The 23,118-nt window shown below is 70.7% G+C and carries 18 protein-coding genes and 2 pseudogenes; 7 read left to right on the plus strand and 13 right to left on the minus strand.

All coding sequences use genetic code 11. The features are described from left to right. A pseudogene (locus tag ABZY11_RS31355) lies at window positions 1-155 on the plus strand (DNA primase); the annotation flags it as partial. 87 nt (window positions 156-242) lie between these two features. On the opposite strand, the gene ftsY reads toward ABZY11_RS31355, so the two are convergent. Next, window positions 243-1,454, minus strand: a complete 1,212-nt coding sequence (gene ftsY, locus ABZY11_RS31360) for a signal recognition particle-docking protein FtsY (protein WP_356482387.1) — start codon at window positions 1,452-1,454, stop codon at window positions 243-245. A 109-nt stretch (window positions 1,455-1,563) separates the two neighbouring features. Between ftsY and ABZY11_RS31365 the strand changes: the two genes are divergently transcribed. Next, entirely contained in the window at window positions 1,564-2,979 is a 1,416-nt protein-coding gene (locus ABZY11_RS31365) for a cytosine permease (RefSeq protein ID WP_356482388.1), read from the plus strand. Between the two features lie 58 nt (window positions 2,980-3,037). Next, window positions 3,038-4,003: an LLM class flavin-dependent oxidoreductase gene (locus tag ABZY11_RS31370; RefSeq protein WP_356482389.1), complete on the plus strand. Its 966-nt coding sequence runs from the start codon at window positions 3,038-3,040 to the stop codon at window positions 4,001-4,003. A gap of 79 nt (window positions 4,004-4,082) precedes the next feature. On the opposite strand, the gene ABZY11_RS31375 is transcribed toward ABZY11_RS31370, so the two are convergent. From ABZY11_RS31375 to ABZY11_RS31390, 4 genes are all read right to left on the minus strand, one after another. Then, complete coding sequence (locus ABZY11_RS31375) at window positions 4,083-5,501, minus strand: sugar porter family MFS transporter (RefSeq protein WP_356482390.1); 1,419 nt, start codon at window positions 5,499-5,501, stop codon at window positions 4,083-4,085. A gap of 207 nt (window positions 5,502-5,708) precedes the next feature. Beyond that, window positions 5,709-9,533, minus strand: a complete 3,825-nt coding sequence (locus ABZY11_RS31380) for an AAA family ATPase (RefSeq protein ID WP_356482391.1) — start codon at window positions 9,531-9,533, stop codon at window positions 5,709-5,711. A 342-nt stretch (window positions 9,534-9,875) separates the two neighbouring features. Beyond that, a complete protein-coding gene (locus ABZY11_RS31385) occupies window positions 9,876-10,088 on the minus strand; it encodes a hypothetical protein (protein WP_356482392.1) in 213 nt (70 codons plus the stop codon). Window positions 10,089-10,528: 440 nt separating this feature from the next. Beyond that, window positions 10,529-10,810, minus strand: a complete 282-nt coding sequence (locus ABZY11_RS31390) for an acylphosphatase (protein WP_356482393.1) — start codon at window positions 10,808-10,810, stop codon at window positions 10,529-10,531. 145 nt (window positions 10,811-10,955) lie between these two features. On the opposite strand from ABZY11_RS31390, the gene ABZY11_RS31395 reads away from it, so the two are divergent. Next, window positions 10,956-11,891, plus strand: a complete 936-nt coding sequence (locus tag ABZY11_RS31395) for a CAP domain-containing protein (RefSeq protein WP_356482394.1) — start codon at window positions 10,956-10,958, stop codon at window positions 11,889-11,891. Between the two features lie 71 nt (window positions 11,892-11,962). Beyond that, the gene (locus tag ABZY11_RS31400; protein WP_356482395.1) at window positions 11,963-12,364 is read left to right on the plus strand and encodes a helix-turn-helix domain-containing protein; all 402 of its coding nucleotides are present in this window, start codon (window positions 11,963-11,965) and stop codon (window positions 12,362-12,364) included. On the opposite strand, the gene mutM is transcribed toward ABZY11_RS31400, so the two are convergent. From mutM to recG, 8 genes are all read right to left on the minus strand, one after another. Then, on the minus strand, window positions 12,361-13,221 hold the full coding sequence (gene mutM / locus ABZY11_RS31405) for a bifunctional DNA-formamidopyrimidine glycosylase/DNA-(apurinic or apyrimidinic site) lyase (RefSeq protein WP_356482396.1): 861 nt from the start codon (window positions 13,219-13,221) through the stop codon (window positions 12,361-12,363). The genes ABZY11_RS31400 and mutM overlap by 4 nt on opposite strands. A gap of 93 nt (window positions 13,222-13,314) precedes the next feature. Beyond that, on the minus strand, window positions 13,315-14,139 hold the full coding sequence (rnc, locus tag ABZY11_RS31410) for a ribonuclease III (RefSeq protein WP_326768092.1): 825 nt from the start codon (window positions 14,137-14,139) through the stop codon (window positions 13,315-13,317). Between the two features lie 19 nt (window positions 14,140-14,158). Beyond that, window positions 14,159-14,332: a 50S ribosomal protein L32 gene (gene rpmF / locus ABZY11_RS31415; RefSeq protein WP_003965982.1), complete on the minus strand. Its 174-nt coding sequence runs from the start codon at window positions 14,330-14,332 to the stop codon at window positions 14,159-14,161. Window positions 14,333-14,334: 2 nt separating this feature from the next. Next, entirely contained in the window at window positions 14,335-15,009 is a 675-nt protein-coding gene (locus ABZY11_RS31420; RefSeq protein WP_356482397.1) for a DUF177 domain-containing protein, read from the minus strand. A gap of 200 nt (window positions 15,010-15,209) precedes the next feature. After that, window positions 15,210-16,313 (minus strand): cell division initiation protein, encoded by a 1,104-nt coding sequence (locus ABZY11_RS31425; protein ID WP_356482398.1) that lies wholly within the window; start codon window positions 16,311-16,313, stop codon window positions 15,210-15,212. Window positions 16,314-16,411: 98 nt separating this feature from the next. Then, window positions 16,412-16,891 carry a pantetheine-phosphate adenylyltransferase gene (coaD, locus tag ABZY11_RS31430; protein ID WP_356482402.1) on the minus strand — a complete coding sequence of 160 codons (480 nt, stop codon included), beginning with the start codon at window positions 16,889-16,891 and terminating at the stop codon, window positions 16,412-16,414. A gap of 26 nt (window positions 16,892-16,917) precedes the next feature. Further along, window positions 16,918-17,502, minus strand: coding sequence for a 16S rRNA (guanine(966)-N(2))-methyltransferase RsmD (rsmD, locus tag ABZY11_RS31435; protein ID WP_356482399.1), 585 nt, complete (start codon window positions 17,500-17,502; stop codon window positions 16,918-16,920). A 114-nt stretch (window positions 17,503-17,616) separates the two neighbouring features. Further along, window positions 17,617-19,887, minus strand: a complete 2,271-nt coding sequence (recG, locus tag ABZY11_RS31440; protein WP_356482400.1) for an ATP-dependent DNA helicase RecG — start codon at window positions 19,885-19,887, stop codon at window positions 17,617-17,619. Window positions 19,888-20,085: 198 nt separating this feature from the next. On the opposite strand from recG, the gene ABZY11_RS31445 reads away from it, so the two are divergent. Further along, window positions 20,086-21,972: an HSP90 family protein gene (locus tag ABZY11_RS31445; protein ID WP_356482401.1), complete on the plus strand. Its 1,887-nt coding sequence runs from the start codon at window positions 20,086-20,088 to the stop codon at window positions 21,970-21,972. Next, window positions 21,969-23,118, plus strand: a pseudogene (locus tag ABZY11_RS31450) (tetratricopeptide repeat protein); the annotation flags it as partial. The gene ABZY11_RS31445 and the pseudogene ABZY11_RS31450, both read left to right, overlap by 4 nt.

Raw genomic sequence — 23,118 nt, forward strand, 5'->3', positions numbered from 1 at the left:
GCCACATCACCGCCCCGCCGTCCGACGAGGGCGGGCTGGGCCCGGTCCGGTGGCTGCGCCCTCCGGTGCTGGACACGGCGGCCGCGCCGCCGCAGGCGCGGCTGCTGCTGGGCACGCTGGCGTACAGCTGCCATCGCGCGCCGCTCCGCGGCTGAGCGCCCGCACCCACCGGTTCCGGAACGCCGAAGAGCCCGACCGCGGCTGAGTCATGCGGTCGGGCTCTTCGGGTGTGGCGCGCGGTGTCAGTCCCCGATCAGGGCGTCCACGAACGCCTCCGGCTCGAACGGAGCCAGATCGTCCGGCCCCTCGCCGAGACCGACCAGCTTCACCGGTACGCCCAGCTCGCGCTGGACGGCGACGACGATGCCGCCCTTGGCGGTGCCGTCCAGCTTGGTGAGCACGATGCCGGTGATGTCCACGACCTCGGCGAACACCCGGGCCTGCACCAGACCGTTCTGCCCGGTCGTGGCGTCGAGGACGAGCAGGACCTCGTCGAGCGGTCCGTGCTTCTCGACGACCCGCTTGACCTTGCCGAGCTCGTCCATCAGCCCGGTCTTCGTGTGCAGCCGTCCGGCGGTGTCGATGAGGACCACATCGGCGCCCTCGGCGATGCCTTCCTTCACCGCGTCGAAGGCGATCGACGCGGGGTCGCCGCCCTCGGGGCCGCGCACGGTGCGGGCGCCGACACGCTCGCCCCAGGTCTGGAGCTGATCGGCGGCGGCCGCCCGGAAGGTGTCGGCCGCGCCGAGCACGACGCTGCGGCCGTCGGCGACCAGTACCCGGGCCAGCTTTCCGGTGGTGGTGGTCTTGCCCGTGCCGTTGACGCCGACGACCATCACGACGCCGGGGGTGTCGAGGCCGCTCTCCGTCTTGACCGCACGGTCGAAGTCGGTGCCGAGCAGGTTGAGGAGTTCCTCGCGCAGCAGCGCGCGAAGCCCTTCGGGGGTACGGGTGCCGAGCACGCGGACGCGCTCGCGGAGCCGCTCCACGAGTTCCTGGGTGGGCGCGACGCCGACGTCGGCGGTGAGGAGGGTGTCCTCGATCTCCTCCCAGGTGTCCTCGTCGAGGTTGTCGCGGGAAAGGAGCGTGAGCAGCCCCTTGCCGAGGGTGTTCTGCGAGCGGGCGAGCCGGGCGCGCAGCCGTACCAGACGGCCGGCGGTGGGCTCGGGCACTTCCAGGGCGGGGGCGGCGGGCGCCTCCGGCTCGACGGCCTCGGGGGCCTCCTCGGCGGGAGCCTCGGCCGCGGGGGGACCGACCTCCTCGATGGTGCGGCGCGGTTCCTCGCGCGGCGTCTCGGCTTCCTCGCCGACATGGGGCTCGGCGGGAGGAGTGATGGTCGGCGTGCTCGACGGCGCCGGGGGCAGCTGCTTCTTCTTGCGGCTGCTGACCACGAGCCCGCTGATCACGCCGACCGCGACCAGGGCGATGACTACAGCAAGGATGACGAATTCCATAACCCACCCAGTATCAGTCACGTCCGCCCGAGGGGACCGCCCCGAAGGATCCCCCGAGTATCCCCTTGGCTGCAATGCACCTTTTGGGGGTAAAGGTACGATCCTGCCTGTGGAGACCCGCGGCCTGGAGCCCGTCCCCGACAACGAGCGCACCGGCCGGGTCCGGACCCTCTTCCCCACCTGGGCCGGCGCGAACCTGACCGTGCTCCTGCTCACCGTCGGCGCGGGGCTCGTCGTCTTCAACGGGCTGAATCTCTGGCAGGTGCTCACGGTCGCGGCCGCGGCTTCGGTCATCGGCTTCGGGCTGGTCGGCCTGATCTCGATCGCGGGCAGGCGGGGCGGGGCCCCCGGGATGGCGCTCTCCCGGGCCGTCTTCGGACAGCGCGGCAATCTGCTGCCGGGCGCCCTGACCTGGGTCGCCCGCTGGGGCTGGGAGGCCGTGAACGCGGTCACCGGCACCTACGCGGTGCTCGCCGTGCTGAATCTGCTCTTCGGCGTCACGGGCAGTCACCGGCTGACCCTGGTGACCCTGCTCGCCTTCGTGGGGTGCAGCTGTCTGGTGTCGGGGCTGGGCCTGGGGGCGCTGCGGGTGTGCTGCACCTGGTCGTCGTACTTCTTCGGCGGGGTCAGCGTGCTCGTACTGGTCCATCTGATCGGCGCGACCGACTGGCGGGACGTGCTGGGCAGGCCCGCCGGACCGGCGACGATGATGGTCGCCGGGGTCGGCACCCTGGCGGCGGGCGGTATCAGCTGGGCGCCGTCGGGCCCCGACTTCGCCCGCTATCTGCCGCGCACGGCGTCCGGCCTGGCGATGGTCGGGGCGGTCGCGGGCGGCGCCGGGATCGTCTTTCTGCCGATGGTGCTGATGGGGGCCGTGATGGCGGTCACCGAGCCGGGCCTGGCCGTGACCCGCGACCCGGTCGCGCTCATCGGCCCCTTGCTGCCCGACTGGCTCTCGGTGCCGTATCTGCTGTTCGCCGTGGTCGGTATGGTGCTGATCAACGCGATGTCACTGTATTCGGCCGGTTTCACCGCACAAACGCTGGGATTCGCGGTCCCCCGCACCTGGGCGGTCGGCATGAATGCCGCCATCAGCCTTTTTCTGGGCGCATCGCTGATGCTCACGACCGCGGGTTTCCTGGATTCCTTCATCTCCTTCCTGACGCTTCTCGCCGTGACGTTCTCCGCATGGATCGGGGTCTTCGGCGTGGATCTGCTGCGGGGCCGTACATACGATCCGGTGGCACTTCTGGACACCACACCCGCCAGTGCCTACTGGTACACGGGAGGCTTCGCCGTGCCGGCCGTGGCCGCCTGGGCCGCGGGTCTGGTGACGGGCCTGCTCTTCACCGGCGTGCGGTGGTTCACCGGACCGCTCGCCACCACCTGGGTCGGGCGTCAGGGACTGGGCTGGGCGGCCACGATCACCGTCTCCGCCGCCCTGTACGCGGTCCTGCCGCGTTCCGCCGACCGGGCCGGGGGGAAGGGCGGCGAGCCCGGCGGCGACACACCCCTACACTTCTGACGCTACGTCAGCTACTGTCCCGGCTCGCCGAGCCCGCCCGACGATGGGGACAAGAGTCATGGCCTTCACAGTGGTCCGGTTCAATCTCGTCGATCCCGACGCCACTCCCGAGTCGCTCTCGGCCCGCTACCGCGCCGCGCTGGAGATGACCGCGTACGCCGACGGGCACGGCATCGACACCGTGCAGACCGAGGAGCACCACGGCGCCGCCAACTCCTGGCTGCCCTCCCCCTTCGTCTTCGCGGGCTCGGTCTTCGGTGCCACCCGCCGGATCGCGGTCACCGTCTCGGCGGTCATCGGCCCGCTGCACGACCCGCTGCGGCTGGCCGAGGACATCGCGGTCCTGGACCTGCTGAGCGCCGGCCGGCTGGTCACGGTGGCGGGGATCGGCTACCGGCCCGAGGAGTACGAGCAGGCGGGTGTCGAATGGGGCAGGCGCGGCAGGCTCCAGGACGAGCTCCTGGAGACGCTGCTGCTGGCGTGGACCGGGGAGCCGTTCCCGTACCGGGGCCGTACGGTCCGGGTCACGCCGCGCCCGTACACCCAGCCGCACCCGCTGCTGCTGGTGGGCGGCAGTTCGCGGGCGGCGGCGCGGCGGGCGGCCCGGTTCGGGCTGCCGTTCTTCCCGAGCGCGCATCTGCCGGAGCTGGAGGCGTACTACCAGGAGCGGCGCGCCGAGTTCGGGACGGACGGCTTCTGCATGATGCCCGCCGCCGAGACACCACTGCTGCATGTCTCCGAGGACCCGGACCGGACCTGGGCACGGTACGGCGAGCACTTCCTGCACGAGGCACGCACATACGCCTCCTGGCAGTCGAAGGACATCCGCTCCGCCGTGCGTTCGGCGGCGACGACGGTGGCGGAGCTGCGGGCCGAGGGGGTCTACCGGGTCGTCACCCCCGACGAGTGCGCCGCGGCGGCCGCGGAGCTGGACAGCCTGGTGCTGCATCCGCTGTGCGGCGGGATGCCGGTCGAGGAGGGGTGGCGCAGCCTGCGGCTGTTCTGCGAGACGGTCGGACACTGACCCGTACCGGCAGGGAGAACGCCCCGGCCCGCGGGTGCGGGCCGGGGCGTTCCATGACAGAGGAGCGGGGCAGCGGGGATCAGCCCATCTCCTCCAACGCCTTGCCCTTGGTCTCCTTCACGAACTTGAGCACGAAGGGGATCGAGAGCGTGGCGAAGCATGCGTAGATGATGTACGTGCCCGACAGGTTCCAGTCGGACAGGCTCGGGAAGCTCGCGGTGATCGCCCAGTTGGCGATCCACTGCGCGGACGCCGCGACGCCGAGCGCGGCGGCGCGGATCTTGTTGGGGAACATCTCGCCGAGGAAGACCCAGACGACGACACCCCACGACAGGGCGAAGAAGAGCACGAACACATGGGCCGCGACGAGTGCCACGGCGCCCTGGGTGCTGGGCAGTTTGCCGTCCACCAGGTCGGCGGAGAAGGCCCAGGCCTCGAAGGCGAGGGCGATGGCCATGCCGGTGGAGCCCGCCAGTGCGAGCGGCTTGCGGCCCACCCGGTCCACGAGGACCATCGCGATGACGGTACCGATGATGTTGATGATGGACGTGGTGAACGAGTAGAAGAAGGAGTCGGTCGGGTCGATGCCGACGGACTGCCAGAGCGTCGCGGAGTAGTAGAACGCCACGTTGATGCCGACGAGTTGCTGGAAGACCGACAGGCCGATACCGACCCAGACGATCGGCAGGAAGCCGAAGCGGCTGCCGAGCAGGTCCTTGAAGCTGGACTTGTGCTCGCGGTGCATGGCGGTCTCGATCTCGGCCACCCTGGCATCGAGGTCGACGTTCTTGCCCTCGACCTCCTCAAGGATCTTCCGGGCCCGGTCCTTCTTGCCGATCGAGATCAGGAACCGCGGCGACTCGGGGATCGCGAGCGACAGGAGTCCGTACAGGGCGGCCGGGACGACCATGACGCCGAGCATCCACTGCCAGGCTTCGAGGCCGCCGATCCTGCCGCGCTGCTCGCCGTCGGCGAGTTGCAGGATGCCGTAGTTGACCAGCTGGGAGATGGCGATGCCGACGACGATCGCCGCCTGCTGGAAGGAGCCGAGCCGGCCGCGGTAGGCGGGCGGCGAGACCTCCGCGATGTATGCCGGGCCGATCACCGAGGCCATACCGATGGCGAAGCCGCCGATGATGCGCCACATCGCCAGGTCCCAGAGCGCGAACGGGAGCGCGGAGCCGACGGCGCTGATGGTGAAGAGCACGGAGGCGATCTGCATGCAGCGGATGCGGCCGATGCGGTCGGCGATGCGCCCCGCGGTGGCCCCGCCGATCGCACAGCCGATCAGGGCGATGGCGATGACCTGGGCGAGCGTTCCCGAGCCGATGTCATAGCGGCTGCGGATCGCCTCGACGGCGCCGTTGATGACGGAGCTGTCGTAACCGAACAGAAAGCCGCCCATCGCGGCGGCCGCGGTGATGAAGATGACATGGCCGAGGTGGTCCGGGTGGGCCGCCCGGGCTCCGGACGCCGGTCCCTGCGATGTGCTGGTCACATGAACTCCTGATGCCTGGCCGCGTCGTCAGGTGTGGGGGTGAACTCCTCCAAGTGGCGCATAACTTCTCGACTGCCACCACTTGAAGGTAAAAACGACGTTGCAGAGACTATTCGTTCAAGTTCCGAAGTCAATATTGCGATCTTGCGTACATCTACCCAGAAACGTCCAAAAGGTACGTTGAAGTGTTGAAGATTGAGTAAAGGCTCAGCGCAGGCGCTGGCTGATGACCTTCGAAACGCCGTCACCCTGCATCGAGACGCCGTACAGCGCGTCGGCGACCTCCATCGTCCGCTTCTGGTGCGTGATGACGATGAGCTGCGAGCTCTCCTGGAGCTCCTCCATGATCCGGATCAGCCGCTGGAGATTGGTGTCGTCGAGCGCCGCCTCGACCTCGTCCATCACATAGAACGGGCTCGGCCGGGCCTTGAAGATGGAGACCAGCAACGCCACCGCCGTGAGCGAGCGTTCACCGCCGGACAGCAGCGAGAGCCGCTTCACCTTCTTGCCGGGCGGCCTCGCCTCGACGTCCACACCGGTCGCGAGCATGTTGTCCGGGTCGGTCAGGATGAGCCGGCCCTCGCCACCCGGGAAGAGCCGCGAGAAAACGCCCTCGAACTCGCGGGCCGTGTCCCGGTACGCCTCCGTGAACACCTGCTCGACCCGCTCGTCGACCTCCTTGATGACCTGTATCAGATCGGCCCGGGTCTTCTTCAGGTCTTCGAGCTGCTCGGAGAGGAACTTGTGCCGCTCCTCCAGCGCCGAGAACTCCTCCAGGGCGAGCGGATTCACCTTCCCGAGTTGCTGATACGCCCGTTCGGCCGACTTCAGCCGCTTCTCCTGCTCGGCCCTGACGAACGGCTTCGGCTGGTTGCGCGGATGCTCCGGGTCCTCCGGCAGCTCCTCGCCCTCCGCGGTCGGTGACGGCGGTACGAGCTGGTCGGGGCCGTACTCGGCGGCCAGGCCGGCCGGCTCGACGCCCAGCTCCTCCAGCGCCTTCGCCTCCAGCTGCTCTATCCGCAGCCGCTTCTCCGCACCGAGCACCTCGCCGCGGTGGACGGAGTCGGTGAGCTTGTCCAGCTCGCCCTTGAGGTCACGGCCCCGGCCGCGCTCGGCCGCCAGGTCCCGCTCCCGCTCCGCCTTCGCCGCCTCGGCCACGACCCGCTCCTGCTCGGCCCGTACGACGGACACCTCGACGTGCGCGAGCAGCTGACGGGCACCGGACGCGACGGCGGAGGCCACCGCCGCCTCGTGCCGCAGCCGGGCCCGGCGCCGCTCGGCGCGGGCGCGGGCCTCCCGTTCGGCGCGGGCGCCCCGGTCGAGGGAGTCCGCGCGGCCGGCCAGCGCCTTGACCCGCTCCTCGTGGGTACGCACCTGGAGGCGGGCCTCCATCTCGGTCTGGCGGGCGTTGGCACCGTCGGCGGCGAGCCGGTCCCGTACGGAGGTGTCCGGCTCCTCCTCCACCGGCATCTCCTCGGCGACGAGCAGCCGCTCGGCCAGCTCCTCGGCCTCCTCGGTCGCCCGCTCCAGGGCCTCCTGGGCACGGGCGGCCGACGCGGTCATCCGCTCTGCCTCGCCCGCCGCGCCACGGGCCTGCCCGGCCAGCCGTCCCAGCTGCTGGGACACCCCGGACTTCTCCCGCTCGGCGGCCCTGCGCCGCTCCCCGAGCTCCTCGACCAGCCCGGCCCCGGCTTTGCGCCGCTCCCCCTCGATCCGCTGCGCCTCGGTCAACTCGGCGCACCGCACGGCCAGTTCCTCCAGCTGGGCGGCGGCCTCGTCGACCGAAGCCTGCACTTCGAGGAGGCTCGGCGCCCCGGCGGAACCGCCGTGCGCGAAGTGGGCCGCGAGGATGTCCCCCTCGGCGGTCACGGCCGTCAGCTCCGGATGTACGGCGACGAGGTCCTCGGCGTCCTCCAGGGTGCCGACGACCACCATGTCCCGCACCAGCCTGCGTACGGCACCCATCAGTTCGACGGGCCCGCGGACGAGGTCGGCCACTGCGGGCGCCCCTTCGGCGGGCCCCCCGCCCACGGCGACGGCCGCGACCTGAGCGGACGCCAGCGGCCCGTCCGCCTCACCCGGCCCCTGCACCTGTCCCGGCACATGCACGGCAGCAGACGCATCGGCATCGCTGGCATCACCAGCACCACCGGCATCGCTGGCGCCACGAGCACCACCCGCATCGGCACCACCGGCATCGCCAGCACCACCAGCATCGCTGGCACCACCGACACCGGGTGCACCACCAGCATCCCCAGCACCCCCAGCACCACCGCCCCCAGAGGCACCCCCCTGATCAGGGTCTCCGGCGCGCACCCCGCCCAGCAGCAGCGCGGCCCGTCCCGCGTCCTGCTTGCGCAGCAGCCGGATCGCCTCCGCCGCCGTGGCCGGGTCCGTCACCGCGACCGCGTCCGCCGCCGCGCCCAGTGCCGCCGCCACCGCCACCTCGTGCCCCGGCGCCACCGTCAGGAGTTCCGCGGCCGGACCCAGCAGGCCCGACAGCGGGTCCTGCGCTCCGAGCAGCGCGCCCGTGCCGTCCTTGCGACGCAACCCGAGGGCCAGTGCCTCATGGCGGGCCGCGACCGCCGCCCGCTTCCGTTCCGCGGCGGTGGCCGCCTCCCGGGCCGCGGAGAGCGCCGCCTCCGCCTCGGCGAGTTCCCGCTTGGCGGCATCGTGCTGCTCGCCGAGCTCCTGATCACCGGCGTCCAGGCCCTCGACCTCGGCCTTGAGCTGTTCGTACTCCTCCTGGGCGGCGACCGCCCGCTGTCGCGCCTCGTCCCGGGAGGCGGCCAGCCGGTCGATCTCGGCCTGCGCCGAACCGGCCCGGCCGCGGGCCGCGTTGACCTGCCCGTTCAGCCGGGCGAGCCCTTCGCGGCGGTCCGCGATGGCACGGGCGGCGTCCTTGAGCCTGCGCTCCTCGGCCACCAACTCCCGTTCCAGTTCGGCTCGGTGGGCCGCGGTGTCCTCCAGCGCATGCTCCGCGGCCTCCAGTGCGGCCTCCAGCTCCGCCTCCTGCTCACGGATCCGGGCCGCCTCCCGTTCCATGTCCTCGGGGTCGCGACCGCGCCGCTCCTCCTCCCGAGGAGCGGAGGCGCTCTTCACCCGGGCGTCGGCCAGCGAGATCGTGCCGCGCACCCGCTCCGCCAGCTGGGACAGCTCGTACCAGGTCTGCTGGGCCCGCTGGAGCCGCGGCGCCAGCCGTCGTACCTCGTCCTCCAGCTCCGCCTCACGCGCCAGGGCCGCCTTGAGTTCCGCCTCCGCGGCCTCCCGGCGCTGCTTGAGCGCCGCCTCGTCGGCGATCTCGCTGCGCAGCGCCGTGCGCAGCCGCACCAGGTCGTCGGCGAGCAGCCGCAGCTTGGCGTCGCGCAGATCGGCCTGGATGACGGCGGCCCGGCGCGCCACGGCCGCCTGCCGGCCGAGCGGTTTCAGCTGCCGCCGCAGTTCGTCGGTGAGGTCCTGGACGCGGGCGAGGTTGGCCCCCATCGCGTCCAGTTTCCGCAGCGCCTTCTCTTTCCGCTTGCGGTGCTTGAGCACCCCCGCGGCTTCCTCGATGAACGCGCGACGGCCCATCGGATCGGCGTGGAGCACGGAGTCCAGCTGGCCCTGACCGACGATGACATGCATCTCGCGGCCGATGCCGGAGTCCGAGAGGAGTTCCTGGATGTCCAGGAGCCGGCAGGTGTCGCCATTGATCTGGTACTCGCTGCCGCCGTTGCGGAACATGATCCGAGTGATCGTCACTTCGGCGTACTCGATGGGAAGTGCGCCGTCGGAATTGTCGATGGTCAGCGATACTTCGGCCCTGCCGAGCGGCGGCCGCCCGGTGGTGCCGGCGAAGATCACGTCCTCCATCTTGCCGCCGCGCAGGGATTTGGCGCCCTGTTCCCCCATGACCCAGGAGAGCGCGTCCACCACATTGGACTTGCCGGACCCATTGGGGCCGACGACACAGGTGATGCCGGGTTCGAACCGCAGCGTCGTGGCGGAGGCGAACGATTTGAAACCACGCAGGGTCAGGGCCTTGAGGTGCACGCCGCCGGACTCTACCTTTCGCTCTCGGTTTCGCTGATGAAGGTGCAGGGCACATCAGACGGTAAAGGAAGGGCTGTACGCCGGGGGCGGGTCCCGCACAGGTCCGGACGGAAAAGGATCCGGGCGGAAAAGAAAGAAGGGACGCCGAAGCGCCCCTTGTAAATCTTGTGCGTGTTATGTGCGGTGTTGCTGGTGCGGCTGCGCATGGCGGATCAAGGACATGTCACGAAAGTGACAGACCAAGAGCAGTGATCTTCAATGATCCGATGATCCGGCGACGATCCGGGTGATGATCTCGGACGGCTGACGTGTGCGGCCCGACCGGCCCCTGGGGGCCATCGGTCAGGTCAGCGCCGGCTCCGCCTGAGGTACGTCGATGTCGATGCTGTCGAGCAGCGACTCTTGGTGCTGGGCGGCGGCGCTGAGCGCGTCGTTCTCGTCCTGAATCCGTACGAGCTCGGACTCAAGATCCTGGACGCGCTGCTGGAGCCGTCGCATCTCGGCGAGGAGTCGCGGGTCGGAACCGCCGACGTAACCGAGAAGCGCCTTTGCCATGATGGATGGTCCTCCACACTGAGTGACCGACCGATGCGGTGTGGGTCGTGAGGGAATCGCACCCGCGGTGCTCGGCAGTGCTCTGTAGTCACTGCTGTTCTGCTGCCAAACAGCTCTGCCAAACAGCTAAGGTGCGCGGGGATTTCAGCGTCTCACCAAAAAGTTTGACGGTCAACACGATCACACCCTGTAGAGGCGGGCGGTCCGGGGGCGCGCGGCTCGACGATCCTGCGGCGCGACTCTCCTGCGGATCCCTGCGGGGGCGTGGAGATCATCCTTACTGCCGCAGCCTGGCACGGTAACCGAATATTGGCAACCACCCGGACATTCCGCAGGTCATTTCATGTGTACGCAGATGAGCGCCCCGCCCGGTAACCCCTCGCCGCACTTCGAACACGGCCCGAACACGGCCTGCTTCGCACCCCCGGGACGGACCCGGATCAGCGGATCGCGAAGCCCTCGTAACCGCCGCGCGGGGTGTCCCATATCTCAGTGACTCCGTCGACACGGCCGGGTGTGTCGTCCGAGCGCAGCCAGTCCAGCAGGCGGTGGCAATTCTCACGCCGCCCCTCGGCGACGACCTGCACCCTGCCGTCGTCGAGATTGACGGCGAAGCCGGTGAGGCCGCCGATCTCCAGGGCGTTTGCCCTGGTGAACCAGCGGAACCCTACTTGCTGTACTCGGCCGCGTACCCATGCGGTGAGCCGTACGTCTTCGTTCATGCCCGAACGCTAACCGGCCGATCGCCCTCGGGGCACTTCCTGCCGTTGAGCCATGGCGTACAGTCCCGACGCAATGGCCTCACTCGAACGGGTGAGGCATGTTGACGCCGGAAGTGGCGTCCAGGCCGTCGGAAGGGCTCAGTAGATGGGACGCCATCGTCGCTCCGCCGCAGCCCCCGCCGCCGAGGACCGCGCGGTGGCCGGCGCGGGCCGCAGCCGGGGCGGGCACCGCGGGAACCGGTCCGCCGCGCCTGTCCGTACGGGACTGATCGGCGTCTCCGCGGCCCTTGCCGTGGGAGCCGTGGCGGTGGCCTCCGGCCTGGTGCCCGGCGGCGACACCTACACGGTGGGCGGTGGCGCATCCGACCAGGTGCGTTCCGAGGGCGCCCCGGATCTGCTGTCCCAGGGCGGCTCCAGCACCGCTCCGGCCGACCGCGGCACCGCCACGCCGGCCGGCCGTGGCATCGGGCGGGCGGAAGGCCCGACGAAGGCCGAGTCCCCCACCGCGTCCCCCACGTCCCCTTCGAGGACGTCCGGGCCGGCCGAGCGCACGAAGCCGTCCTGGTCTGCGCCGTCGAAGACCGCTTCGGCCGAAGCGGGAAAGAGCACAGCCCCCGCCGCCGAGAAGTCGTCGGCCGCGCCGAGAGCCTCTGCCTCTGCCTCCGCGCCCGCCACCCGCAGCGCCGCGGCCCCGTCCCCGACCGCCGCCTCCGCCCAGTCCGCTGTGCTCGTCCTGGTCAACCAGGAGCGCGCGAAGGTCGGCTGCAGCCCGCTGACCGCCAGTGGCTCGCTCGCCTCGCTCGCCCAGGACTTCAGCGAGGACATGGCCGCCCGCGGCTTCTTCGACCACACGGACCCCGACGGCCGGACCCCGTGGGACCGTGCCTCGAAGGCTGGTGTGCGGGGCCTCGCCGCCGAGAACATAGCCCGCGGTCAGACCGACGCGCAGGCCGTGATGGATTCCTGGATGAACAGCGACGGCCACCGGGCGAACATTCTCAACTGCGACTACAAGACACTGGGCGTCGGTGTGCACTACGGCTCCGGCGGCCCCTGGTGGACCCAGGACTTCGGCTTCTGACGGGCGCCCGGCACTTACCCGGAGAAAGCGCACTCCGGCGGTGAGCGCTGTGCGGGCGTACGCTGCTCGGTATGGACGAGAACACCCGTCTGGACGCGCTCGCCTTCGATGTGTTCTCCAGACAGTGCCCCTCACGCGGCACGCTGGAGCATGTCACCGGTCGCTGGGGCAGTCTGACGCTGGGAGCGCTGTACGAAGGCGGCTTCCGCTTCAACGAACTCCGTCGCCGGGTCGACGGGGTGAGCGAGAAGATGCTCTCCCAGACGCTCCACGCCCTGGAACGGGACGGTCTGGTCCACCGCGAGGCCCAGCCGGCCAATCCGCCCCGCGTCGACTACGAGCTGACGCCCCTGGGCCGGCAGGTGGCCGAGCGGCTGCTCGCGCTGATCGAGCTCGTCGAGGGCCGGATGCCCGAGGTGCTCCTGGCCCGTGACCGCTACGACGAGACACACCCCGCCCCGGCAGCGTCCTAAGGGCTCGCGCGCGGTGGACGCTGGCAGCGCGGGCAGAAGTAGCTGGAGCGGTTCATCCAGGGGCGGCGGCGCATCGCCGTTCCGCAGCGGTGGCAGGGCTCGTCCTCGCGTCCGTAGGCGTCGAGCGAGCGGTCGAAGTAGCCGGACTCGCCGTTCACATTGACGTAGAGGCTGTCGAAGCTGGTGCCGCCCTGGTCGAGCGCCGCGTTCATCACGTCGCGGACATGGCCGAGCAGCTCGGCCGACTTGGGGCGGGTGAGGGTCGCGGTCGGCCGGTCGTAGTGCAGTCTGCTGCGCCAGAGCGCCTCGTCCGCGTAGATGTTGCCGACGCCGCTGATCAGCGACTGGTCGAGCAGGGCCCGCTTGACGGTCGTACGGCGCAGTCGCAGGGCCGCGTGGAAAGCGGCGTCGTCGAACGCCGGGTCCAGCGGGTCGCGGGCGATGTGCGCGATGGTGTCGGGCAGCCCGTCGGGAGTGTTCTCGTGGACCGAGAGCCCGCCGAAGGTCCGCTGGTCGACGAAGCGGAGCTCGGTGCCGAGGGAGTCGTCGAAGCGGATCCGGATGCGCAGGTGCTTCTCGTCCGGTGCGTCCTGCGGCTGTACGAGCAGCTGGCCGCTCATGCCGAGGTGGCCGAGGAGCGAGCCGGCCGCGTCGTCCAACGGCACCCAGAGGTACTTGCCGCGACGCATCGCCGTTCCGAAGCGGGCGCCGCCGAGCTGGGCCGCGAAGTCCGCCCCACCGGCGAGATGGCGGCGGACCGCACGCGGGTGCAGCACCTCTACGTCGTCGACCGTGCGGCCGGTGACCCAGCGTTCGAGACCACGTCGTACGACTTCGACCTCGGGCAGCTCGGGCACGGTGTCGCTCCTGAAGGGATGATCTGAGAAAAGAATACGGTTCCGGGCAGGAAGAACCCCCCGGTGCGCGGGGGCACCGAGGGGTTTTGGGGTTCAGGCCGGAGCGGCGTCCGTGGACGGCGACGGGCCGGCAGGGGTGTCGGCGGCCCCTCCGTCGGCAGCGGCCTTCGCCGCTGCCGCCCGTTCCTCCGCGGCGGCGCTGATCTCGCGCCAGGCGGACTCCGCCGCCTGCTGCTCCGCTTCCTTCTTGCTACGGCCGGTGCCGGTGCCGTACGAGACACCACCGACGCGAGCAGCAGCAGTAAAGGTCTTCTCGTGGTCCGGGCCGGTCTCCGTGACGAGGTACTCGGGAACTCCGAGGCTCTCGCCGGCGGTGAGCTCCTGGAGGCTGGTCTTCCAGTCCAGGCCGGCACCGAGGTTCGAGGACCTGTCGATCAGCGGGTCGAAGAGCCGGTGGACCAGCTCCGAGGCCGCGCTGAGGCCCTGGTCGAGATAGACCGCACCGATCACCGCTTCGAGGGTGTCGGCGAGGATGGACGCCTTGTCCCTGCCGCCCGTGCCCTCTTCACCGCGGCCGAGCCGGATGAAGGAGCCGAGTTCGAGGCCGCGGCCCACTTCCGCAAGCGCACGCGAGTTGACCACCGCGGCCCGCAACTTGGCCAGCTGGCCTTCGGGCAGGTCGGGGTGGGTGCGGTACAGCGTGTCCGTGACCACCAGGCCGAGCACCGAATCCCCGAGGAATTCGAGCCGCTCGTTGGTGGGCAGACCGCCGTTCTCGTATGCGTACGAACGGTGGGTCAGCGCACGCACCAGAAGGGCGGTCTCGAGTTGATACCCGAGCCGCCCTTCCAGAAGCGTGTGGGACGAGGCTGTGTTGACGTTGTCTGCCTTCTTCTTGGCGTTGGACAACTCAGACATCGGGCCTCTCACCAGCCGCTCAGACCTCGAGGACCTGGCGCTTGTTGTACGTGCCGCAGCTGGGGCACGCGATGTGCTGCAGCTTCGGCTCCTGGCAACGCTCACACGAAACCAGGGTGGGGACCGCAGCCTTCCACTGCGACCGGCGGTGGCGCGTGTTGCTGCGCGACATCTTCCGCTTCGGAACAGCCACGGCTACTTCTCCTGCTTCTCGTCGACGCCCGCTTCGGCGCCGCCCATGTTGTCCTTCTCGCCGTCCTGAACGGTGTCGGCGAGTCCTTGCAATGCCGCCCAACGGATGTCGACGGCATCATGGTGGTGGCCGGGATTCTCGTCCAGCCTGATTCCACATTCGGAACACAGGCCGGCACAGGACTCCCGGCACACCGGCTGCATCGGCAGTGCGAGCACCACCGCATCGCGCAGCACTGGTTCGAGGTCGAACAGGCCGTCCTCGATGAAGAGCCTGTCCTCGTCGTCCTCGGCGTCGTCGGCCGGCTCCGCCTTGCTGCTGCGGCCCCGGTCATCGGCGTCAGGGTACGAGAACATCTCCTGGAAGTCCGCCGCAACCTCAAGGCGCACCGGCTCCAGACACCTTACGCACTCCCCCTCGGCCGACGCACGGGCGGTGCCTGTGACAAGCACCCCTTCCATGACCGACTCAAGACGGAGGTCCAGCTCCACGGGTGCGCCTTCCGGCACACCGATGACCCCTTCGATGCCGAGGACCGACGGCGGACCAGGCGCGTCCACCGTGCGGGAGAGCCGCTGGAGGGCACCGGGACGCCGGCCCAGCTCGTGCGTGTCGAACACGAGGGGGTTTCGGTGGTCGAGGTGGCCGTTCAGGGCTTTTCCTGCTTTCGAAATCATGTGCAACGCACATCGTGGGGAGGGCCGCCCGGATTCGGAGTCGAAACGGGCAGCCGGGATCGCGGACATACGCGCGACCGAACAGCCAGGATACTGGACGCGCCGCCCAGCTCCCAATCCGGGCCGTCGGGCCGCCCGGGCCAGGGCTCCGCTCCAGCGCTCCGGTTCGGGGCTCCGGTCCCGGCCCCGCTCCCGTCCGGTCAGCGTTCCTGTTCGTACCGGCGGAGCTGGTCCAGGTCGATCATGCTGGTGTCGAACAGGCTGGTCTCGTCGAGGGCGCTCTCGCCCTGCTGCTGGAGCGTCTGCTGGGGCTGCACGGGCTGCTGCTGCCAGCCGTCGTACCCCTGGACCGGGACCTGGGCCTGGGCCTGGGCCTGGGCGGCCTGGGCCTGGCTCTGGTCGTAGCCCTGCTGCTGATAGGCCGCGGCGTACGGGTCCGGCTGCTGCTGGTAGCCGTAGACGTCCTGCTGCGGCTGGTCCTGGTACGCGTAGGTCTCCGCGTACCCGGGCTGGGTCTGGGCGGGGAAATGCGGCTGGGCCTGCTGGTGCACCGGCTGCGGCTCCGGGGTGGCGAGCTCGGCGAGGCCGGCCCAGTGGTCCTCGTCGCTCATGTGTGCCCGGTTGCCCGCCGCGTCCTGGGCGGCCACGTGCGCGCCGAGTTCGTCGGTGGCGACCCGGCCGTGCAGCTTCTGCCGGCCGCGGCCGACCGCCTCCAGGGTCTTGGCGAGCACGGCCTCGAAGGCGCCCAGCTTGGTGTCCACGTACTCGTCCGCCCGGCGCTGGAGCGTGGCCGGGTCGGTGCTGCGCTCGGGGGCCTCGGCGAAGTCCGGGTCCTCGTAGCCCTGCTCGTCGAAGGCCTGGCCGCGGCCGAGGAGCTTCTCACGGCCCCGGTCGACGGAGCCGATCGTCTTGGTGAGGACGACCTCGAAGTTGGCGAGCTTGCTGTCGACGTACTCGTCGGCCTCGGCGCGGACCTCGTCCGCCTCCCGGCGGGCCTCTTCGAGGATGCGGTCGGCCTCGCTGCGGGACTGCCTGGCGACCTCGGTGTCGGAGATCAGCGAGGTGCGTTCGGCGCGGGCGGCCCCGATGATCCGCTCGGCCTCCCGGCGGGCCTGCTCGGCCATCTGCTCATGGCCGCCGATGAGCTCCTGGGCGTGGGCGAGCGAGCCGGGCAGGGCCTCGCGCACCTCTTCGAGCATCGCGAGCAGTTCGGCGCGGTTGACCACGCACGAAGCCGACATGGGCATCGACCGGGCGTTCCCGACCGTTTCGACGATCTCGTCGAGCTTCTTCTGCACGTCCACCGTGTGCTCGCCACTCTCTACAGCCGATTGGAGACGGACGGGACGACTGTAAGGCCAGTCGGCGCCCGTCCGACACCTGGTGACGGACCGTCAGCGCCTCAGCCCCGGGCGAGACGCTCGATGAGGGCCTGGTGGACCACGGGGGGGAGCAGGTGGGAGACGTCGCCGCCCCAGGTGGCGACCTCCTTGACCAGGGAGGACGACAGGAAGCTGTAGGTGGGATTGGTCGGCACGAAGAGCGTCTCGACGCCGGAGAGGCCGTTGTTCATCTGGGCCATCTGGAGCTCGTAGTCGAAGTCGCTGACGGCCCGCAGGCCCTTCACGATCGCCGGGATGTCGCGCTGCTTGCAGAAGTCGACCAGGAGCCCGTGGAAGGACTCGACCTGGACGTTGCCGAAGTCCGCGGTGACCTGGCGGATCAGGTCGATCCGCTCGTCGACCGTGAACAGGCCCTTCTTGGACTGGTTGATCATCACCGCGACATGTACGACGTCGTACAGCTTCGAGGCGCGGCCAATGATGTCGAGGTGTCCATTGGTGATGGGGTCGAATGACCCCGGACAGACGGCGCGGCGCAACTTGATTCCCTCGCTCTCCGATCCGGTCATCGTGCGTCTTCGCACGTAGAGGCGGCGCGACCGTACCAAAGCGTTCCTTCGCCGTAGCGACGGGCCCGCAATGGTTCGAATCCCTCGGGCCAGCCGAATTCTCCGCCTCTGGTGCTGCGTTCCACGGTGACGAGAGCATCGGCCGTGAGCCAGCCCTGGGCACGGAGTGTGAGCAGTATCTCGCCAAGATCGTCGTCGGTTACGACGTACGGCGGGTCCAGGAACACCACGTCGTAGGGCTCCCCGGGTGCCGGTCCCGTCACGATCTGTTCGGCTCTGCCGGTGCGGACCTCGGCGCCGGGCAGGCCGAGGGTGCGGACGTTGTCCCGGACGGTGCGGACGGCCTTGGGATCGGCCTCGACGAGCAGGGCGTGCACCGCGCCCCGGGAGAGCGCCTCCAGGCCGACGGCCCCGGACCCCGCGTACAGATCGGCGATACGGATGCCCTCCAGGCTGCCGAGGAGGGCTTCCCAGGTGGAGAAGAGGCCCTCGCGCGCACGGTCGGAGGTGGGGCGGGTACCGGTGCCGGGCGGAACTGCCAGGCGGCGTCCGCCGGCCGAGCCGGCGATCACGCGGGTCATGGGTGTCTGGTCCTCGGTTCGTGGGCGGCCCGCGGGGTGCCGCGGCGCCGTGCCACCCACGATATGGCGTCGTGGCCGATCGGGCCCGCGCACCCGGCATCCCGCCGGTCCTTGTCAGCCCTTGTCGAGGTACTCCTCGCGCTCCTTGTCGAGCAGCGCGTCCAGGGCGATCCGCAGCTCCGGGAGGTGTTCGAGCTCCGGGTCCTCGGCGACGACCGCGACGGCCTCCTCCCGCGCGGCGGCGATGACCTCCTCGTCGTCGATGACGGTGAGCATCCGCAGCGAGGAGCGGACCCCGGACTGGGCCTGGCCGAGGACATCGCCCTCGCGGCGCTGTTCGAGGTCGATCCGGGAGAGCTCGAAGCCGTCGAGGGTGGCGGCGACGGCGGCGAGGCGGGCGCGGGCGGGACTGGCCTCGTGGGCCTCGCTGACCAGCAGGCAGAGTCCGGGGGCGGAGCCCCGGCCGACCCGGCCGCGCAGCTGGTGCAGCTGGGAGACCCCGAAGCGGTCGGCGTCCATGATCACCATGGCGGTGGCGTTGGGGACGTTGACGCCGACCTCGATGACGGTGGTGGCGACCAGGACGTCGACGTCGCCCGCGGCGAAGCGGCGCATCACGTCGTCCTTGTCGTCCGGGTTCATCCTGCCGTGCAGCACTTCGATGCGCAGACCGGCCAGGGGGCCCCTGGTGAGCTGTTCGGCGATCTCCAGCACGGCGAGCGGCGGGCGCTTCTCGCCGTCGTCCTCGGGCGTCTTCTTCTTGGCCTTCCGGCCCGCCGCCTCGTCGTCGGCGTCGTCGCCGATGCGGGGGCAGACCACGTACGCCTGGTGTCCGTTCTCCACTTCTTCCCGCACCCGTTCCCAGGCGCGGCTGAGGAAGTGCGGCTTGTCCTTGGCGGGGACGACATGGCTGGCGATCGGCGAGCGGCCGGCCGGGAGCTGGTCCAGTACGGACGTCTCCAGGTCGCCGAAGACGGTCATGGCGACGGTACGGGGAATGGGGGTGGCCGTCATGACCAGCAGATGCGGCGGCTGCTTCCCCTTCGACCGCAGGGCGTCGCGCTGCTCCACCCCGAAGCGGTGCTGTTCGTCGACGACGACCAGGCCCAGGTCGTGGAACTGCACCTTGTCCTCGATCAGGGCATGGGTGCCGATCACGATCCCGGCCTCGCCGGTGACGAGGTCCAGGAGCGCCTGACGGCGGGCCGCGACGCCCATCGAGCCGGTGAGCAGCACCACCTTGGTGCCCTGCTCGGAGCCGCCGAGCGCCCGCCCGTCGCCCGACCGCCGCCCCTCCTGAGGGGGCGCTTCGCGCCACAGTCCCCAATTGTCGGCCAGCTCGCCCATCATTTCCGTGATGGACCGGTGGTGCTGCTGGGCGAGCACCTCGGTGGGCGCGAGCATGGCGGCCTGCCCGCCCGCGTCGACGACACCGAGCATGGCGCGCAGCGCGACCATGGTCTTGCCCGATCCGACCTCTCCCTGGAGGAGCCGGTGCATCGGGTGTTCGGTCGCGAGGTCGTCGAAGATCTCCTTGGAGACCTTCTGCTGCCCGTCGGTGAGGGTGAAGGGCAGCTTGGCGTCGAAGGCGTCGAGCAGTCCGCCGGCCACGGGTCTGCGGGCCACGGCCGGGAGCTGGGTGTCGGCGTACCTGCGGCGGGCCAGCGCGACCTGGAGGACGAAGGCCTCGTCCCACTTCAGCCGGTCCCTGGCCTGGGCGATGTCCGCCTTGGTCTGCGGGCGGTGGACCTTCAGCAGCGCCTCCGGGAGCGGGCTGAAGCCGCGGCCCTCGCGCAGGCCCGGCGGCAGCGGGTCGACGGCCTCCTGGGCGCTGGGCAGCACCGTGTCGACGGCCTTGGCGATCCGCCACGAGTCCAGTTGCCTGCAGGCCGGGTAGATCGGCAGCAGCCGCCCGGCGAAGGCGTCCACCGCCTCCGTGGCCTCGGCCCCGTCGATGGACTCGGCGTCGAGCAGCTGGTACGTGGGGTGGGCCAGCTGCATCTTCCGGTTGAAGACGGAGACCTTGCCCGCGAACATCGCCCTCCGGCCGGGCAGCAGGTCCTTGTGCGGCTTGTGGACGCCGTGGCCGAAGAAGACCAGCTGGAGGCGGCCGTTGCCGTCGGTGAGAGTCACTTCGAGGCGCTTGCCGCGGCCGTTGTTGAACATCAGGATGCGGGCGTCGGCGACCTGGGCGACCACCGTCACATGCTCGTCCAGCGGGAGGTCGGCCAGCGCCGTGAGCCGGCCGCGCTCCTCGTACCGCCGCGGGTAGTGGTGGAGCAGATCACCGACCGTGTGCAGGTCGAGGTGTTCGGCCATCACCTTCGCGGTGGCTCCGCCGAGCAGCTTCTTGAGGGGTTCATCGAACGCAGACACGCGATCCATTGCACACCACACCACTGACAGATGTCCGGTGGGCACCACCCGGAACCCGGGAATCCCCTGGTCAGATTCGTCGACGCGCCCCTAGGATCGGCTCCCACGCTTCCGGCTCGCGATCACCTCTTCCAGGGATCGCCCGACCCGCGCTGTCGCAAGTGTCTCGCCGGGCGAGGCACAGGTCCCCCCACCGGCGCTGCGACGATGACATCTGAGACCTCAGCGAATTCCGCGTCCCACGAACACACCGAGTCCTCCGGCCGGTCGCCGCACACCTTCCAGGTGGATCTGCGCGGGCTGGTCGACCTTCTCTCCCACCATCTCTACTCCTCGCCCCGGGTCTACCTCCGCGAGCTGCTGCAGAACGCCGTGGACGCCGTCACGGCCCGCCGCGCCGAGCAGCCGGACGCGCCCGCCCTGGTGCGGCTGTACGCGGACGGCGGGCGACTGCGGGTCGAGGACAGCGGGATCGGTCTGACCGAGACCGATGTGCACAGCCTGCTCGCGACGATCGGCCGCAGTTCCAAGCGCGACGGGGCGGAAGGGCTGGCCTCGGCGCGCGCCGGGTTCCTCGGCCGGTTCGGCATCGGGCTGCTGGCGTGCTTCGTCGTCGCGGCCGAGATCCGGGTGGTGAGCCGTTCGGCGCGTACGCCCGGATCGCCGCCCGTGGAGTGGTGCGCCCGCGACGACGGTTCGTACACCGTCCGTACGCTGCCCGACGGCGCACGGCCGGAGCCGGGCACCACCGTGCACCTGACCGCACGGCCCGGCAGCGGGGACTGGCTCACCGAGGAGCGGGTGCTCTCCCTCGCCCGTGACTTCGGCTCGCTGCTGCCCTACGACGTACGGGTGGGCGAGGCCGCGGTCACCGATCTGCCGGCGCCGTGGGACCGTCCGTATCCGAGCCCGGCGGCGCGACGGGTGGCGCTCGCCCGCCACTGCCACGAGCAGTTCGGCTTCTCGCCGCTCGACGCGATCGATCTGGATCTGCCGCTCGCCGGGATCCGCGGGGTCGCCTATGTGCTGCCGTCCGCCGTGAGTCCGGCCCGGCGCGCCGGCCACCGGGTGCATCTGAAGGGGATGCTGCTGACCGACCGGGCCGACGAGCTGCTGCCCGACTGGGCGTTCTTCGTGCGCTGTGTCATCGACACGGACAGTCTGCGGCCCACCGCCTCACGGGAGGCGCTGTACGCGGACGAGACCCTGGCGGCCGTGCGGGAGGCTCTCGGCGACCGGATCAGGCAGTGGCTCACCGGGCTCGCCGCGGGTGATCCGGAGCGGCTCGCGGAGTTCCTCTCGGTGCACCACCTGGGGGTGAAGTCGCTCGCCCGGCACGACGGCGCCATGCTGCGCACGATGCTGCCGTGGCTGCCGTTCGAGACGACGGACGGGCACCTGTCGCTGGAGGAGTTCGCCCGGCGCCATCCGGTGGTGCACTTCACCCGGACCGTGGAGGAGTACCGGCAGGTCGCGCCGATCGCTTCCGCGCAGGGCATCGGGGTGGTCAACGGCGGCTACACGTACGACACCGAGCTGGTCGAGCGACTGCCGTCGGTCCGGCCCGGTACGGCGGTCGCGGAGCTGGACGCCGATACCGTCACCGCGCATCTGGACTCCGTGGATCCGGCGCAGGAGCTGGCGCTCGGCGCCTTCCTGGCCACGGCCCGCGCCAGGCTGGACCCGCTGGGCTGCGACGTGGCGTTGCGCGCCTTCCATCCGCTGACCGTGCCCGCGCTGCATCTGGACGACCGGGCGGCCCGCCACGAGCAGGCCCGCGCCGAGGCGGAGGGGCAGGCCGACGAGCTGTGGGCGGGCATCCTCGGCTCGCTGCGCGGCGGTGCGCCGCGCGCCCGGCTCGTACTGAACCATCTCAACCCGCTGATCCGGCGCATCGGTTCGCTGCGCGACCCGGAGCTGGTGGGCAACGCCGTCGAGGCGCTGTACGGGCAGGCGCTGCTGATGGCGCAGCGCCCGCTGCGGCCGGCCGACTCGGCGCTGCTGAACCGGGCGTTCATCGGCCTGCTGGAGTGGGCCACGCATCACGCAGTACCAGGACACTCCCCCGCGGACCCCCAGGAGGACGGCCGATGAGCCCCGACGTCACCACGATCCGCCAGGCGCTGCGGGAGAACGACGGGGAGCCGGAGGGCCCGGCGCGCAACGCCCGCGCGGAACGGCTGCTGGCGGAGGCCGAGCAGACCGGGGACGCCGCGCTGGTCATCGAGGCGCTCACCCATCAGATGCAGGCCTACAACTACAGCTCCGAGAAGGACAAGATGTTCGTGCCCTTCGCGCGGCTGCTGCGCATGTGGGACGAACAGCCCGGCGATTTCGGCGACTTCATGACCCACCATCTGTTCTGGATGTTCAAGTGGGTCTCCAGTTCCATGGTCGACCAGCCGCACATCCCGCTCGCCGCCATCGAGAAGTGGCAGAGCGAGATGGAGCACCGCTACCGGCTCGCCGGTCACTCCGAGCGTGCCGTGTGCCAGGGCGAGCTGGAGATCGCCCGCCACCTGGGCGATCTGCCGCGTGCCGAGCGGGCGTACGCCGCCTGGCAGGCGGCCGACCGCGACCGCATGGCCAACTGCCACGCCTGTGAGCTGCACGAACAGGGCAGCTGGCAGGTGCAGCGCGGCCTGGACGCCGAGGCGCTGGAGACCTGGGCACCGGTGCTGGGCGGTGAGCACACCTGCGCCCATGAGCCGCATGCCGTGCTGGCGGCCTCGCTCCTGCCGCTGCTGCGGACCGGCCGGTCCGAGCAGGCCCGGGCCCATCATCTGCGCGGGTACCGGATGGCCCGGTCGATGGAGAGCATGCGTGACGCGGCCGCGCAGCACATCGAGTTCTGTGCCCTGACCGGCAACGAGGCCCGCGCCCTGGAAATCCTGGCCGAGCGGCCCGCGTACTTCACCGACAGCGGGAACCCCGGCAGCCTGATGGACTACCTGGCCGTCACGGCGCTGCTGATGGACCGGCTCACCTCGCTCGGTCACGGCGGGCAGTCCGTGCCGGGGCCCGCCGGGACCGACTGGACCGCGTCCTCGCTGGCCGCGCACGCCCGTAGGCGGGCGCTGGAGCTGGCCGCCCGCTTCGACGAGCGCAACGGCACCGCCCAGGTCGGCACGCTGGTACGGGAGCGACTGGACCGCCGGCCGCTGGTGGACCGGCTGCCGCTCGGGGTGCGGGCCGGGCGCCGGACCAGCTCGCCTACATCTCATTCACCTCCGGCTCCAC

It is taken from the genome of Streptomyces sp. NPDC006510 (genome assembly GCF_040611955.1).
In the GTDB taxonomy this organism is placed as follows: domain Bacteria; phylum Actinomycetota; class Actinomycetes; order Streptomycetales; family Streptomycetaceae; genus Streptomyces.